Origin of the sequence: Zhongshania sp., assembly GCF_041623545.1 — a bacterium.
Taxonomy (GTDB): domain Bacteria; phylum Pseudomonadota; class Gammaproteobacteria; order Pseudomonadales; family Spongiibacteraceae; genus Spongiibacter.
This window is the reverse complement of sequence record NZ_JBFJWS010000020.1, coordinates 16,596-32,342: the sequence shown is the minus strand read 5'-3', so window position 1 is coordinate 32,342 and position 15,747 is coordinate 16,596. Positions and strand designations below refer to the sequence as shown.

At 52.2% G+C, this 15,747-nt stretch carries 15 protein-coding genes; 11 read left to right on the top strand and 4 right to left on the bottom strand.

What is annotated here, in order from left to right; genetic code table 11:
• Both ABYT30_RS04750 and ABYT30_RS04745 read left to right on the top strand, forming a co-directional pair.
• A partial coding sequence (locus ABYT30_RS04750; protein ID WP_373095449.1) for a flagellar hook-length control protein FliK occupies positions 1-672 on the top strand: 672 nt, incomplete at its 5' end.
• Positions 673-867: 195 nt separating this feature from the next.
• Positions 868-1,704: a hypothetical protein gene (locus ABYT30_RS04745; RefSeq protein ID WP_373095446.1), complete on the top strand. Its 837-nt coding sequence runs from the start codon at positions 868-870 to the stop codon at positions 1,702-1,704.
• A 55-nt stretch (positions 1,705-1,759) separates the two neighbouring features.
• Here ABYT30_RS04745 and ABYT30_RS04740 read toward each other — a convergent pair whose 3' ends face one another.
• Positions 1,760-2,902, bottom strand: a complete 1,143-nt coding sequence (locus ABYT30_RS04740) for an acyl-CoA dehydrogenase family protein (RefSeq protein ID WP_373077343.1) — start codon at positions 2,900-2,902, stop codon at positions 1,760-1,762.
• Between the two features lie 149 nt (positions 2,903-3,051).
• On the opposite strand from ABYT30_RS04740, the gene ABYT30_RS04735 reads away from it, so the two are divergent.
• The 4 genes from ABYT30_RS04735 (at position 3,052) to ABYT30_RS04720 (ending at position 7,064) form a co-directional block, all read left to right on the top strand.
• Positions 3,052-3,471, top strand: coding sequence for a hotdog fold thioesterase (locus ABYT30_RS04735; protein WP_373077157.1), 420 nt, complete (start codon positions 3,052-3,054; stop codon positions 3,469-3,471).
• A gap of 239 nt (positions 3,472-3,710) precedes the next feature.
• A complete protein-coding gene (gene trmH / locus ABYT30_RS04730) occupies positions 3,711-4,406 on the top strand; it encodes a tRNA (guanosine(18)-2'-O)-methyltransferase TrmH (protein WP_373077155.1) in 696 nt (231 codons plus the stop codon).
• 318 nt (positions 4,407-4,724) lie between these two features.
• The gene (locus ABYT30_RS04725) at positions 4,725-5,846 is read left to right on the top strand and encodes a DUF1214 domain-containing protein (protein WP_373077153.1); all 1,122 of its coding nucleotides are present in this window, start codon (positions 4,725-4,727) and stop codon (positions 5,844-5,846) included.
• Between the two features lie 21 nt (positions 5,847-5,867).
• Positions 5,868-7,064: a sulfotransferase gene (locus ABYT30_RS04720; protein WP_373077151.1), complete on the top strand. Its 1,197-nt coding sequence runs from the start codon at positions 5,868-5,870 to the stop codon at positions 7,062-7,064.
• A 19-nt stretch (positions 7,065-7,083) separates the two neighbouring features.
• Here the strand turns inward: ABYT30_RS04720 and ABYT30_RS04715 are convergent, their stop codons facing one another.
• Entirely contained in the window at positions 7,084-7,968 is an 885-nt protein-coding gene (locus ABYT30_RS04715; protein ID WP_373077149.1) for a LysR family transcriptional regulator, read from the bottom strand.
• A 201-nt stretch (positions 7,969-8,169) separates the two neighbouring features.
• Here ABYT30_RS04715 and cysC point away from each other — a divergent pair, with 201 nt between their 5' ends.
• The 5 genes from cysC (at position 8,170) to ABYT30_RS04690 (ending at position 14,988) form a co-directional block, all read left to right on the top strand.
• On the top strand, positions 8,170-8,781 hold the full coding sequence (cysC, locus tag ABYT30_RS04710; RefSeq protein ID WP_373077147.1) for an adenylyl-sulfate kinase: 612 nt from the start codon (positions 8,170-8,172) through the stop codon (positions 8,779-8,781).
• Positions 8,782-8,890: 109 nt separating this feature from the next.
• A complete protein-coding gene (gene sat, locus ABYT30_RS04705; protein ID WP_373077145.1) occupies positions 8,891-10,087 on the top strand; it encodes a sulfate adenylyltransferase in 1,197 nt (398 codons plus the stop codon).
• 30 nt (positions 10,088-10,117) lie between these two features.
• Positions 10,118-10,288, top strand: coding sequence for a hypothetical protein (locus ABYT30_RS04700; RefSeq protein WP_373095443.1), 171 nt, complete (start codon positions 10,118-10,120; stop codon positions 10,286-10,288).
• A 40-nt stretch (positions 10,289-10,328) separates the two neighbouring features.
• On the top strand, positions 10,329-12,464 hold the full coding sequence (locus ABYT30_RS04695; protein ID WP_373095441.1) for a PQQ-dependent dehydrogenase, methanol/ethanol family: 2,136 nt from the start codon (positions 10,329-10,331) through the stop codon (positions 12,462-12,464).
• Between the two features lie 376 nt (positions 12,465-12,840).
• Positions 12,841-14,988 (top strand): molybdopterin oxidoreductase family protein, encoded by a 2,148-nt coding sequence (locus ABYT30_RS04690; RefSeq protein ID WP_373095439.1) that lies wholly within the window; start codon positions 12,841-12,843, stop codon positions 14,986-14,988.
• Between the two features lie 148 nt (positions 14,989-15,136).
• On the opposite strand, the gene ABYT30_RS04685 is transcribed toward ABYT30_RS04690, so the two are convergent.
• Complete coding sequence (locus ABYT30_RS04685) at positions 15,137-15,400, bottom strand: VF530 family DNA-binding protein (RefSeq protein ID WP_373079729.1); 264 nt, start codon at positions 15,398-15,400, stop codon at positions 15,137-15,139.
• On the bottom strand, positions 15,393-15,698 hold the full coding sequence (locus ABYT30_RS04680) for an RNA recognition motif domain-containing protein (protein ID WP_373079679.1): 306 nt from the start codon (positions 15,696-15,698) through the stop codon (positions 15,393-15,395). Before ABYT30_RS04680 ends, ABYT30_RS04685 begins: the two co-directional genes overlap by 8 nt.
• Positions 15,699-15,747 lie beyond the last annotated feature (49 nt).

Below are 15,747 nucleotides of genomic sequence, written 5' to 3'. Positions count from 1 at the left end.
ACCGTGGCCGGTGGTTTTGCCGCTGCGCTACAGGGCGTTAAAGGTGAGGGGCTCGGTTTAGCGCAAGCAAAAGGTCTGCAGACAGAAAGTCTTAGTATGGATGAGGACTTCAGTGAGTTGGCCTCGTTGTCCCAGCTTAAAGGTGCTCTTGGTAGTGCGAATGGCGCTGCGCCACGGGCTGCAGTTGCGCTAACCATGAATCAGAGCCTCGTTGACAACCCCGGGTGGGGACAGGCCATGGCGGCGCGTATCGGCATGATGGTTAATAACGGTGTACACACTGCGACTATGCAGCTGCACCCCGCCGAGTTGGGCAGTATTCATATTCAGCTGTCCATGAACGGTGATAATACCTCGGTGCAATTTCAAGCCCAAAACAGTGAAGCCAGTGATCTGATTGAGAAAATGCTGCCGCGTTTAAGCAGTAGTTTTGAACAGCAGGGTTTGCGACTTGATGAGGTTAAGGTGAGTCACAACCCGAATTTGGGGAATGGTGCGTCGGCCAATGGCAGTCAGCAATTTGCTGGGGAGTCAGCGGGCCAGCAAGATTCAGCCGAACGGGCGGGCAACAATGGCTTAGCAAATAATGCCAAGCCTGACGACGAGGCAGTCAATTCCCTCGATTTATCTGCGGTTGCAGGAAGTAAACTCGCGGTAGATTACTACGCCTAAGCAATTTGTTCTCGGTACAGAGAAACTGATTTTTCAGTTTCTTTAAAGGCCTTTTCGAGGCCAATAAATATTTTCTTGGTCTCGGAACTTTCCAGTTATTTAAACCACCAATGGCCAACCTTTTCCAGCTGCGCTGTTATAGCTTGCTGGGAAAAATTTTTTCGGCTTTATTCCCTTGGCAATCTTGAGAAAATCATGGCGCAACCCTTTCTTTATAATTACGACAGCGTGCTCATTACCGGCATTTTATTCCTGCTTATTATTGCAATGAATGAGCTTAGTTTTCGGATTGGGCGTTTTGTGCAGCACAGCACCGACGCCGAGATGAAGACGCTGACGGGTTCAATACAGGGCAGTATTCTCGGCTTGCTGGCCTTGTTGTTGGGCTTTACTTTTAGTATGTCGATGCAGCGTTTTGACGGTCGCAGTGAGGCCTTGATCGCCGAGGCGAATGCGATCGGCACCGCGAGTTTAAGAGTGCAGCTATTGCCGGAGGAGTTCCACGCCGAGGCCAACGCCTTGTTAGGCCGCTATGTTGATATGCGCATTGGTATTGGCAAGATTGATTTAAGCCACGCTGCTCAGCGCAAAAAATACAATCAAGATATCGCTGCGCTGCAAAGCGATTTATGGGCGCTGGCGGTAGCGGCAACCAACGCTGACCCGCGGCCAGTGACATCAGGGGCTTTCGTCAATTCCTTGAATGAAATGATCGACAGCCAGGGTAAGCGCAATGCCTTGCAGCAAATGCGTGTGCCTGAAGTGGTGCTGTGGTTGCTGTTTATTGTGTTTGTCGCCTCTGGCGGGATGTTGGGATATTCCAGTGGTTTAAGTGGCACGCGGGTGGTGGCACCAACGGTGATGGTGTCATTTTTGATCGCGATGATTGTGTTCATTATCATTGATCTTGATCGCCCCAAGCGCGGTTTGATTCAGGTTGATCAGAGTAGTTTATTGGCTTTGCAAGGCGCAGTGCCAATGCCGCCGAGCGGGAGTGGTATGGGTGAGCGTACTGGGGTGGTCAGTTATTAAGGACGAAAAAAAGGGGCTGCAAGCAGCCCCAAAGCAAAACCTGGCTAGGGTGGACTTACTTCAGTAAGTCGCGGCCAATAATTAACTTCATTACTTCGTTGGTGCCAGCATAGATACGCTGTACCCGCGAGTCGGCAAAGGCGCGGGCAACGGGGTATTCCCACATAAAGCCGTAACCACCGTGCAACTGCAGACACTCATCAACGACTTTGCATTGCAGGTCAGTGGTGAGTAGCTTGGCTTTTGCCGCCATAACCGAATCAAACTTGTGTTCAATGTGTAGCTCTAGGCAGCGATCCAAGAATACTCGTGCGGCGCAAACTTGGGTTTCCAATTCCGCAAGCTTGAACTGCGTGTTTTGGAAGGTGGCAACGGTTTTGCCGAAGGCGTTGCGTTCTTTTACGTAGGCAATGGTCTGCTCGAGAATAGCTTCGGCGCAGGACACCGCAAGAATCGCCACGTTCAGGCGTTCTTGGGGCAGGTCTTGCATCATGTATACAAAGCCCATACCTTCTTCGCCGAGTAACTGGTCTTTAGATACGCGGACGTCTTGGAAAAACAGCTCAGAGGTGTCCTGCGCTTTAAGGCCAATCTTCTCTAAGTTTGAACCCTTGCTGAAACCGGGGGTGCCCGCTTCAACCAAAAATAGGCTAATGCCTTTGGCGCCGGCACTTGGGTCGGTTTTGGCAACCACGATCACGAGGTCGGCAAGCTGACCATTGGTGATAAAGGTTTTAGATCCGTTGATGATGTAATCATCGCCGTCTTTAAGTGCGGTAGTTTTAATGCCCTGCAAATCTGAGCCAGCGGCGGGTTCGGTCATGGCAATGGCCATGATGGTTTCGCCAGTAACGCATTTGGGCAGGTATTTTTGCTTTTGAGCTTCACTACCGTAGCGCTCGATATAGGGTACGGCGATGTCTGAGTGCAAACCCCAGCCGATACCAGTTAAGCCTGAGCGGCCGCATTCTTCATCGATAATGGCGTTGTAGCGGAAATCGACGCCAACACCGCCGTATTCTTCAGTCACACTGGGGGAGAGGAAGCCCTGCTCGCCGGCCTTGATCCAAAGCTCGCGATCAACTTGGCCATCTTTTTCCCACTGAGCGTGGTAGGGAGCGGCTTCAGTTTCTAAAAATTTGCGGACAGAGCCGCGAAACAATTCATGCTCTTCTTCGTAAACAGTTCTTGGGATCATCGACATGGGGCTATCCTCCGGTGAATAAGCTGGCTATTATTGCGCCTATGTTAGCAGAGTCAACTTGTAATGCCATAGGAGATTTTCCTTACTGGCGCGGGACTCTGGTGAAGTTGGAATGACTTTAAAGATGACAAGGTGAGGCCAATATGACGATCTGGACACAGACTCCTAGTTTAGCTGAAGCGAACGCGGTGACGAGGAATACCATTGCGGACGTTTTGGGTATCGAGATTACCGAAATCGGCGCTGACTTTGTCAAAGGCACTATGCCGGTCGACAAGCGCACTCATCAGCCCTTTGGCATACTTCACGGTGGTGCATCGGTTGTGCTGGCTGAGTCACTAGGCAGTTTTGCTGCAAACTTGGCCTGTGAGAAGGGTTTTGTTTGCGTGGGCTTAGATATCAACGCTAACCATATTCGCTCGGTAAAAAGCGGCTTGGTGACGGGTGTAGCAAAGGCCGTGCATATTGGCCGCCGTACTCAGGTGTGGGAAATTCGGATTGCCGATGAGGCGGATAAAACCGTGTGTGTCTCACGATTGACGGTGGCGGTAATAGAGGGGTGAAGATGGAGTCTAAGGTCGGGCGTCTGGCGGCGGACGTACAAGCGGCGCAATGATGAAGCTTAGCTCATGCGGAGAAAGCTTAATGCTGGACGGGAGACGCTAAGGGCTAGTCGGACGTCTGATGTCGGCCGTTTGATTTTGCGTCTCCCGTCTCCCATCCAGCGTCTCCGATGCCTGCATTTCCCCATTCGGCTAGCTACTGTAAACTGACGCCCCTTTTTACTTCCGAGGCCCGTGCCATGACTGCAGCACGCTTCCAACGCCTGCGTCAGGTTTTAGAGTTCCGCCAGCCGGATCTCACCATTGTTACTGACAATGTTCATAAAAGCCGCAATCTCTCCGCCATTGTTCGCACTGCCGATGCTGCGGGGATTGGTCGCATGCACTGCGTGATTCCCGATAAAGACTACAAGGCCTTTCGCGGCACGGCGATGGGTTCCCATAGCTGGGTTCAGGTTGAGCGCGAGCAAAATGTGACTACGGCATTAGCACCTTTAAAAGCCCAAGGTTACCAAGTGCTCGCGGCTCATCTTGGCGAAGGTGCGGTTGATTTCCGCCAGCCAGATTACAGCAAGCCCACCGTGATTTTGATGGGGGCTGAAAAACAGGGCGTTAGTCCCGCAGGCTGCGCCCTAGCCGACGCTTTTATCACCATACCCATGATGGGCATGGTGCAATCTTTTAATGTCTCTGTTGCTGCCGGAATTATCTTGGCCGAGGTTCAGCGTCAACGGCAGCTCGCAGGACTTTACAGCAAGCGCCGTCTTGACGACGACAGCTATCAGCGTACTTTATTTGAATGGGCGCAATCTAAAATAGCTGACTACTGCCGCGCCAATGGCCTGGCCTATCCGCCCCTGGACGAGGATGGGGAGCTGCTTGACGGTCTGGACTGGCAGTTGGCGGTAAGGGAAGGGCGGGCGTTGAAGGCGTAGTCGGTGTCGGGTGTCGGAGGTCTGATGTCGGACGTGAAAAGGGCGCTCTGTTAGAATTAACCGCTGACTGAGAAAGCTAAATGCTGGACGGGAGATGGAAAACGCTTAAAAGCATACGCTGCGCGTATTAACTAAAGCGAACGCGGGAATCTGCTTTTGACTTAGCGTCTTCCGTCTGCCGTCCAGCATACAGCACCCAAGCATCAGACTTCCGACGTCAGACGTCCGACCAATCCCCCCACCCGCGTCATCTAATTGGGTGATATAAGCACCCCAGCAAAACTGCCACACTGCCTCAATAATAAAAGGAGGCAGGCAATGGCGGATAATTCAGTCGATGATGTTGTAAGCGGCGAAATTTGGAATCAATTCTGTGATGAGCTAAAAGCGGCGGGGCAGCAGATTTTGCGCGCCGAGGCGCCGGACGACGCGTTTAATCGTGCCGAAGGCTGGCGTTATTTAACGCGCTTAACTCGCATTGGCCTCGATATGTTTATGGAGTGCAGCGACCGGGATTTCCCGACGTTTTATCGACCCTCTCACGAAACCGCGAAAATTGGCGCCGACAACCCGGACAATATTTACTTGCGCGCCGAAATAAATGGCATGCACGATTACCGTATTAGTGGCAGTCGCGGCACGGTGGCGTATTTGGGCTTTATTGCCATTGCCGGGGGCTACGAAGAGGCTGACGGTAATATGCGCTCGGTTGCTTCTCTTGATAGTCATAGCGGACTTGAGGTGAATGCTGATGGCACGGTTGAGGTGATTTTGTCCCGTCATCCCCAGCCGGGCAACTGGTTGAAAATTACAGAAGATACCGTGGCCGTTTTAGCGCGGGAGACATTTTTAGATCGTAACACTGAGGTGTTTGCTGATTTAAGAATTGAGCGCTTGGCGAGCGGCGGGGTAAAACCCGCGCCGTTGCAAGCCTCCCAGCTTGCGGCAAATTTGCGCAATACCGCCGCCTTTGTGAAGGGCACGGCGACGCTATTTGCAGATTGGGCGCAGGGTTTTAAAGATCAGCCGAATACTTTGCCGGCGGCGGATCAAGCGTATTGCCAAAAGCTTGGCGGCGATCCCAATATTTTCTACTACCACGGTTATTTTAATTTGGCCGACGATGAGGCCCTATTGATTGAGGTCGACGAGATTCCCCAATGTGATAACTGGAATTTTCAGTTGAATAATTATTGGATGGAGTCCTTGGAATACCGCTATGTGCAGATCCATCTTAATAAGCATACGGCCCAATACCGCCGCGATGGCGGCGTGAGTATTGTGGTGGGGGCTACAGATCCGGGGTGTGTTAACTGGCTGGACACCACCGGCCACCGCGAAGGCACCATGTCCTTCCGCTGGATTGGCGCAAGCGATCACCCGCACCCCCGTTGCCGAGTTGTTAAATCAAAGGAATTGGCGCAATTACTGACTGCATAATAAGTTTAAAAGGAGAGTCTGGTGAGTATTGAACAAGAGAAGGGCATGGCGATACCTGAGGTCGACTTAAGCGTGGCAGCGCTCCTGCGGGAAGCGAGTGAGGTGACTGGGCTAAATGATTTTGGTGATGAATCCTTTCGCGAGCCATTGACGGTGTTAGTGCGGGCCTTAAACGATGAGGCGAATCTCAATGCTGGTGGTCGTTTTGGCCAGTATCAGCGGATATTGAATATCCTCATTAATCGCCTGCGCGTTGAGGCGTGGATCGCTAAGCACCCAGAAATACTGCGTGAAGAAATTAACGCGCCAGTGGTCATTATTGGTTTACAGCGTACCGGCTCAACCTTTTTTCATCGCATACTCGCGGCAGATAAACGCTTTTATGCGCCGCTGTGGTATGAAGTGCGTAACCCCGCGCCGGAATTGAACTGGGATTTCACGGGCAAGGATAGCCGTATTAGTTCGGCTGAGGCTGAAGTCGCTGCAATGCTTGCGGCCAACCCTGAAATTGCGGCGATTCACCCCATGGACCCGGTGGCGGCGGATGAAGATATTTTATTGTTGGAGCACAGCTTTTACAGCACCGTGCCAGATGCATTCTGCAATGTGCCCAGTTACGGTAAATGGAATGACGAGCACGACAATACGCCTGCCTATCTGTACCTAAAACGCTTGCTGCAATTTTTGCAGTGGCAGAAAAAGCGCAGCGGCCAGCAGGCCGAATGTTGGTTGCTGAAAACGCCCCACCATATCCACCACATCGCGACCTTGCTGAAGGTGTTTCCCGATGCGAAAATTGTGCAAACCCATCGCGATCCACTCCAGACCATTCCCTCTGCGGCGAGTATGAATTACAACCTGTGGATTCTGGGTAGCGATAAGGTTGACGGCAAGGTGGTGGGCGAGCAGTGGGCGGCGAAATACGCGCGGGGCACCTTACACACTTTGCAGACGCGTGACCGTCAGCCGGAGGCGTTCCTGGATGTTTGGTATAAAGACACTGTTGCTGACCCGTTAAGCTCAGTACAGAAAGTGTATGATTTTATTGGTATGGAGCTTACCGCCGAGGCAAAAGTGGCGATGGAAGAGCATCAGGAAGCCAATCGCCGGGATAGTCGCCCCGCCCACGAATACACCTTGGCGCAGTTTGGATTAACCGAAGCGGGTTTGATGGCGCAGTTTGCCGAGTATCGTCGGCGTTTTGTCGATTTAGTCTAATCAGTTTGAAAATGGGGGTTTACTCCCCCATTTTACTGCACAGATCAATCCAGAACTCGACGGCTGCTTTTTTATGGCGTTGCTTGGGTAATGCAAAATAAAACATTCTGGTCATGTCGCGATTGGACAGGGTTAATGGCACGAGGTCACCGTTGCGAAAATCGTTTTGCAATACCACTTTGGACAAGCAGCCAATACCAAGACCGGATTCAACGGCGCTTTTAATGGCCTCGTTGTGCTTAAATTCCCGATAAATTTCAATTTCTGGCAGCAGCCCCGCTAGGGCGCGGTCAAAGGTGTGGCGGGCGCCTGAATCGGGTTCCCGCAATATCCAGCGGGCTGCTTTAATGTCCGCGTCATTGAGTACGCGCTTTTTTGCGAGTGGGTGGGCGGCGCTGCAAAAGACCACCAGCTCGTCCTCTTTCCAGGGAATTAGCTCCAATTCTCGGTGCTGGACTTCGCGTTCGATCATGCCCACGTCAACCTCGTAATTTAGCACCTTGGCGACTACCTCGGGGGTGTTTGCTGTCTCCAGCTGTACGTCGGCTTCGGGGTATTTGTGTAAATAATCTGCTAGGTAGCGCACCACCAGATGATTGCCTATGGTAAAGCTGGCGCCAACGCGGAGGTGGCCGATATCACTGTGGAGCTTGAGGGCGTCGTCAAATTGCTGGCAGTGGGCAAATAGGGTTTCGGCCTCTTTGCGCAGTGTGTGGCCGATGGGGTTGAGTTTGATTTTATTACCTTGGCGGTCGAAGAGGGTGACGCCATAGGCTTTCTCTAAGCTTTGCAGACCAGCGCTGGCGGCTGACTGGGACAAACAGAGCTGTTCGGCGGCCTTAGACACGCTTTGGAATTTGGCGACACTGAGAAAAATCTCTAATTGCCTGATTGTGTATTTCATGGGCTTTGGGCTGCGGTGATTACGGGAGTCAGTATCGATAAAATCGATACTGACTATAATAATAGCCTGTTTTACTTGTGATAAAAATGCTTTTACTATGGGCGCCCTCAGTGTTGAGCGCAGTCCACTTGGTCGGTGCTTAGCAGGTGATAAGCATTCGATTAGCAAATAGATAATCAGCAGCCCAGCGGAGTTGAATAGATGACTGAAGTTAAAGCAACCAATGTACATTGGCATGACGGTGAAGTTAGCCGCGAAGACCGTAATGCACTGCTAAAGCAAAAAGGCGCAACTTTGTGGTTTACCGGCCTTTCTGGCAGCGGTAAAAGCACTGTTGCCGTTGCTTTAGAAAAAGCCCTGATGGAAAAAGGTCATCTTTGCTACCGTTTAGACGGCGACAATATTCGCTTAGGTATTAACAAAAATCTGGGTTTTAGCGCTGAAGACCGCACTGAGAATATTCGCCGCATTGGTGAAATTTCCAAGCTATTTGTCGATACCGGCGTCATCGTATTGTCTAGCTTTGTTAGCCCCTACCGCGCGGACCGCGATATTGTTCGCGAACTGCACGCAGCAGGCGATATGGACTTCATTGAAGTTCATGTTGATGTACCACTGGCAGTAGCTGAAGAGCGCGACCCTAAAGGCTTGTACAAAAAAGCCCGCGCTGGCGAAATCAAAAACTTCACTGGTATCGATGATCCCTACGAAGCGCCACTTAAGCCTGAACTGGTGTTGAATAGCCACGAGCAGAGCTTGGAAGAAGAAGTGGCTGTGCTGCTGGAAATGATGACAGCACGGGGAATAATTTAAAACGAGTCGGGTGTCGGAGGTCAGAAGTCTGACGCACGCACCGCACTCATAATTTCGTCCGACGTCAGACACCTGACGTCCGACTTTTTAATTAACGGAGCATCTATAAATGATCAAACCCCATGGCGCCGAAGAACTTAGCCCTTTATTTGTCTACGATACTGAAAAACACCACGCCCTGAATGCTGAAGCGGAAACGCTGCCGTCACTGTTAATTAGCTCTGCCGCTGCGGCTAACGCGGTTATGCTGGGTGCCGGTTACTTCACGCCACTTAAAGGCTATATGAACCTTGCCGACTCACTGGCCGTGGCAAAGGACTTGTGCACGACTGACGGTTTGTTTTGGCCCGTGCCAATTGTTAACTTGAGCAAAGACGCCCAAGGCATTACTGCCGGTCAGCGTATTGCGCTGCGCGATCCCAATGTCGAAGGCAATCCTGTGCTGGCGATCATGGATGTTGAAGCGGTTGAAGCGGTAAGCGCTGAACAAATCGATTTTATGGCCGAGAATATTTTCGGCACTTTAGATGACAAGCATCCCGGTGTGCAGACCTTTAAGGCGCAGGGCAACACCCTGTTGTCTGGCCCTATTCAGGTGCTGAATTTCTCTTATTTCCAAGCTGATTTCCCCGATACCTTCCGCACTGCGGTAGAGATTCGCAATGAAATCGCAGAGCGTGGCTGGGAGAAGGTTGTTGCCTTCCAGACCCGTAACCCGATGCACCGCGCCCACGAAGAATTGTGCCGCATGGCCATGGAAGATCTGGGTACCGACGGTATCTTAATTCACATGCTTCTGGGTCAACTTAAGCCCGGCGATATTCCAGCGCACGTGCGTGATGCATCTATCCGTAAGATGGTCGAAGTTTACTTCCCCAAAAACACCGTGATGATCACTGGTTACGGCTTTGATATGTTGTACGCAGGCCCACGTGAAGCCGTGCTGCACGCCTTGTTCCGTCAGAACTGCGGCTGTACTCACCTGATTGTAGGTCGTGACCACGCCGGTGTGGGCGATTACTACGGCGGTTTTGATGCCCAGACTATTTTCGACGAGAAAGTACCTGCCGGCGCCATGGATATTGAAATCTACCGCGCTGATCACACTGCGTATTCTAAGAAGTTAGACAAAGTGGTGATGATGCGCGACGCGCCAGACCACAGCAAAGAAGATTTTGTTTTGCTGTCGGGTACCAAGGTGCGTGAAATGCTGGGTAATGGCATTGCGCCACCACCTGAATTTTCTCGTCCAGAAGTGGCGAAGATTCTGATGGATTACTATCAGATTGAAGACGCCAAAGCCTAAGCAGCTTTGCCGCTGGGTATTACCAGCGAGGTGTCATACAAAAAGCCGGTGCATTTATGCGCCGGCTTTTTTTTGTTTTATGGCCCTGAGAATTTGTGGGTGCTGGCGGTATTCCTAGATAGCCTGTTGATCAACGCTGGTGTACTCTTTGGTGCAGAGCCCGGTACCCATTTGCGTGGTACGCCATGGTCGCAATCCTAGCCCTGCGTAAAACCGCAGGAAAATAATAATGGGGATAATAATGGATAGACTTCGATTTTTTGCGCTGTTATCTGCGCTATTGCTCGCTGCTTGTGGTGATCCTAGCGCCACCGCTGATAAAGACCGTAAGGCGATTAGCCCATCGACCATGCTGGCGCCGGATTCTGACTGGCCTAATTATGGCGGGGATGGGCATGAGCAGCATTACAGCGGCCTCGATCAGATTCAGCAGGGCAATATTGCCAACTTGAAACTAGCTTGGTATTACGATTTGGAACCGGGTTTTTCAGTGTCCGCTCCGGTCAAAGGTGGTGACAAGTTGTTTGCCACGACCAGTCACAGCGTTATCCGCGCATTTAATGCGGCTAGTGGTCAGCTGCTGTGGGAGTTTGACCCCAAGACGCGGGAAATTGCGCAAAGCCCTCTGCATATGGGCTGGGGCAATAAGGGCATCGCTTGGGAAAATGGTCGGGTATTTCTCTCGACCACCGACGGGCGAATGATTGCCTTGGACGATCAAAACGGCGAAGTCGTTTGGGAAACTCGGCAGTTTGCCTTGTCGGAAATGCGCTATAGCAACGGCGCGCCGCGGGTGTTTGACGGTAAGGTCATTATTGGTCACGGCGGTGCTGACATCAGTCCGATTCGGGGCTATGCCACGGCTTACGACGCCAAAACTGGCGAAGAACTCTGGCGCTTTTATACCGTCCCCGGTGATCCATCGACACCGGCGGAAAGCAAGGCTGAGGAGGTTATGCGGCCGACGTGGAAAGGCGAATGGTATGGCAAGGGCGGTGGCGGGACTCTGTGGAATGCCTTCAGCTATGACGAAGCGCTTAATCTTATTTATCTCGGCGTCGGCAATGGCTTTCCCTATAACCACAAAATGCGCAGCCCTGGCGGCGGCGACAACCTTTTTCTTGCCTCTATTGTGGCAGTGAATGCGGATACCGGTGAATACGTTTGGCACTACCAAGTTTGCCCCGCCGAACAGTGGGATTGCACCGCGGTGCAAGACATGACAATTGCGACGCTAACGATGGCTGGCAAACCGCGCAAAGTATTAATGCAGGCGCCGAAAAATGGTTTTTTCTACGTGCTTGATGCCGCTACGGGTGAGTTTATTTCGGCGGAGAAATTCGCCAAGGTGACGTGGGCGGAGAAGATCGACCAAAAGACCGGGCGGCCAGTGGAAAATCCGGCTATTCGCTATCAAGGCAAAAAGGGCTTATTTGAAATGTGGCCTGGCCCTCAGGGCGCCCACAGTTGGTTGCCCCAAGCCTTTAGTCCGCGCTCAGGCTTAGTTTACTTGCCGATTATGGAAATGGGTTCACTAATCGGTGCACCAAAAGCGAATGACACTGGTATTGGCGCCGGCATGGGGGTAACCATGATCCCTGATCCGGAACTGCCCGGCAGCCGCCGCAGCTTTTTAAAGGCCTGGAACCCGATTACGCAAAAGGCTGCTTGGAGTATTGAGTTGCCGGGAGACTGGCCCGGCGGGGTGCTGGCGACAGCGGGCGATTTAGTGTTTCAGGGCCGAATCGATGGGTATTTAAAAGCTTACAACGCCAAAACCGGTGCTGAAGTGTGGTCATATAAAACAGTGGCACCGGTAGTCGCGCCGCCGATTTCCTATAGTGTTAATGGCGTGCAGTATATTGCCGTACTTACCGGTAGCGGATCTCAAGGTGGTGGAATTTTGGCGACCGGCAATGCGGCTTACCGCACTGATTATGCCCTGCCACGTCACTTATTGGTTTTTGCACTCAATGGTAGCGCGGAAATACCTGCTTACAAGATGCCAGATTTACTGCCTCCCAAAGATGCTGATTTCAAGCCAGAGCCAGACCGGGTGATGGCTGGTGCTATCGCCTTTGGCAACAATGCCTGCTTAGTCTGTCATGGCATGAATGCCATTGGCGGCGGCGCTGCGCCGGACTTGCGCTATTCGACGATGATTTTGAGCGCAGATGCGTTTAGTGCGGTGGTTAAGCGCGGGGCACTCAAACCAAGAGGTATGCCTGCATCACCGTGGATTTCTGACCAAGATCTAGAAGATATCCGCCATTACCTGCGGATGCGGGCGATGCAGGCGCCGTCGGAAGCCGCGGCATTGAAGGCTGGTCGCAAAGCGCCCGCTGCCCCCGCCGCGGCAATGTCGTCGGGGATGTAGGGCCTGATTTTGGTCAATCCCCTTTGTCGCTCTGGATTACCTTAATCAGGGCGGCGAGAGGTTTATTGGCAATAAAAATTAAAATTGCCTGTAAATGAATCTTTCTGGGGTCGGCTTAGCGTTCGCTTTAGCCGCCGATGCCGCCACGATAGAGCTTGCACACTTTTTTGCGCTTGGGTGCGCGGCCGAAAGTAAATCCCTCCTAGAATCCGAGCGCGTTGACGCCGCGTAAGTGTTCGGGATCTGCAAATGTGCAAGCAAGCTTGTGCGTGCTATTCCATGAGGAAAAGAGGCATTTATGTGTAATCGCTGCTAACATCGAGGCATTAGGCCTTTCCCCGATACCAATAATGCGAGTCTAAGCGAGGGTATGATTATGTCCGCGAGTAAAACCCATTTCCGCACCTGTAATTTATGTGAGGCCATGTGTGGCATTGCCATTAAGGTTGAGGACGGCGTGATTACCTCGATAAAAGGGGATGAAGATGACAGCTTTAGCCGTGGCCATATTTGCCCTAAAGCGATTGCTTTGAAAGATCTTTATGAAGACCCGGACCGTATCCGCCGCCCCCTGCACAAGGTGGATGGTGAATGGCAGGAGCTCAGCTGGGACGATGCCCTAGATAAGGTGGCGGCCCGAATCGCCAGCCTACAAGCCGAGCACGGCAATGACGCAATGGGTGTTTACCTCGGTAACCCGAATGTCCATAACACTGGCTCGATACTGATGAGCGGTGGTTTATTGCGGGCCTTAAAGACCAAAAATAAATTCTCGGCAACGTCGGTAGATCAGCTCCCCCACCATATTGTGTGTTGGAAGATGTTTGGTCATCAGTTGCGAATTCCCGTGCCGGACATTGATAACACCGATCATTTTTTGATGTTTGGCGCGAATCCTTTGGCGTCTAACGGCAGCATAATGAGCGTTGCCGATGTTAAGCAGCGTCTTAAAGATGTGCGTAAACGCGGTAAATTAGTCGTCGTTGATCCCCGCCGAACGGCTACGGCGGAACTCGCCGACGCCCATTATTTTGTTCGACCAGGCAGTGACGTGCTGGTCTTGCTAGCGATGCTCAATGTCTTGTTTAAAGATAATTTAGTCAACACTGGCAGCCTGACAGAGTACTTGGATCAAGACCCCGCCGAATTGGCGGCGAGCTTTGCGGAATTTAATCCTGAAAAAGTTGCACCCTTAACGGGAATGTCCGCTGAGGTTATTCGCACCATGGTGCATGATTTTTGCGCAGCGTCACAACCGGTTATGTATGGCCGTTTAGGGGTGTCGGTGCAGGAATTTGGCACCTTAACTCAGTACCTGATTATGCTTTTTAATATCCTGACGGGGCGGCTCGACAGTGTTGGCGGGCTGATGTTCACCAAACCTGCGGTCGATATTTTGGCGCAGAGTGGGCGCGGTCATATGGGCCGTTTTCACAGCAGGGTGCGGGGCCTGCCCGAGTTTAATGGCGAGTTGCCGGTGGCGACCTTGGCAGAGGAAATTACCACGCCTGGAACTGGCCAGATAAAAGGCATGATGTTAATTGCCGGTAATCCGGTGTTGTCGACCCCGAACGGCGAGCAACTCGACCGCGCGTTTGCTAAATTGGATTTGCTCGTGGCCGTCGATTTTTATATTAATGAAAGCAGTCGCCACGCCGATTTCATTCTGCCACCGGTAAGTCCTCTGGAGCGTGAGCACTACGATGTAACTTTCAATGTGTTGGCCGTGCGCAATAACGCGCGTTACGCTGAGGCATTGTTTCCTCGGCCGGCAGATGGCCGCCATGACTGGGAAATATTGCTTGGCCTGCGGGACCGCTTGCAGCCTGCGCACAGTATTAAGGAAAAACTGGCCCGCAACACAATGCGACGTATGGGGCCCTCTGGAATACTCAATGTCCTATTGCGTAAAGGCCCCTACGGCGGCGGTCGCAATCCATTTGCGGGCCTGAGTTTGAGTAAACTCAAAAAATCTCCCCACGGTGTAGATTTGGGGGCATTAAAGCCCGTCGGGGCGGCGCTGAGCTATCATGGTGATCGCAAGGTGCACCTAGAGTCTGCGTTTTTCTTAAAAGATGTGGCGCGGGTTAACACGCGCTTCTTCAATCGCGACACCGCCGGTGACAAGCTGTTACTCATTGGTCGCCGGGATGTGCGCAGTAATAATTCTTGGTTGCACAATAGCCACCGATTAGTTAAAGGCAAAGACCGCTGTACGGTTTTAATCAACCCCGAGGATGCGCGGCACCTTAACGTTGACGATGGGCAGCAGCTGCGGGTCAGCTCACGGGTGGGTAGTATTGAGCTGGCGGCGGCAATCAGCGACGAGATGATGCCTGGGGTGGTCAGTATTCCGCATGGCTGGGGACATCATCGCAGCGGAACCCAGTGGCTGGAGGCAGAAGCCCACGCTGGGGTCAGTGTGAATGACCTGACCGATGAAATGCATCTCGATGAATTGTCAGGGAACGCGGTATTGAACGGGGTGCCGGTGACATTGCAGGCGCTTGGTGAGTCGGCTTAAGTGCTTGCTTAATGCTAGACGGGAGGCGCTTTTATTCGCTTAGCTCACTAGATGCCTGACCGATTGGTGATGGGCGTGGACGCTTAGCTCGTAAGGTTTTTGGCCTCAGCGTTTCTCGTCTCCCATCAAGCGTTCTTCGGCATCAGGCTTATTTCGCTGGCCGCTGACTCCGAATATACAGCGCTTCCACTTTTTGCCGCGCCCAGGGGGTGCGGCGTAAAAACTTCAAGCTCGACGCCACGCTGGGGTCGTCAGTAAAGCACTTAATTTTGATTCGGCGGCCCAGTTCTTCCCAGCCAAATTGTTGTTCGAGCTGGACGATAATCATTTCTAGCGTCATGCCGTGCATGGGGTCTTTGGCGCTTGGCACTGCCTTTTTGGCGGTCGTCTTGGTATCCGCTTTTTCAGTCATTGCGGTTGGTGTCAGACGCTGGCGAATCGCCACGGTCATCGCTAGTAGTTTCTTCAGCACGTTCTTCAGCTCGTTTAACGCGGATTTTAAAGCCACCAATGATTTTGCCATTGATGTTTTGCATTGCGACCTTGGCCTCGCCGGCTTTTGGCATATTAACGAAGCCAAAACCCTTGGACAGATTGGCGTCTTCATCGCGTACGAGTTGCAGAGATTGTACGGCGCCGTAAGCTTCAAATAGGTCGAGTAACTCGGCTTCGGTGGTGGTGCGGTTGAGGTTGCGAATTAATAATTTCATGGTCCGGCCGTTTTAGTGATATGCCGCGGAGTATAGCGCTTATGGGCTT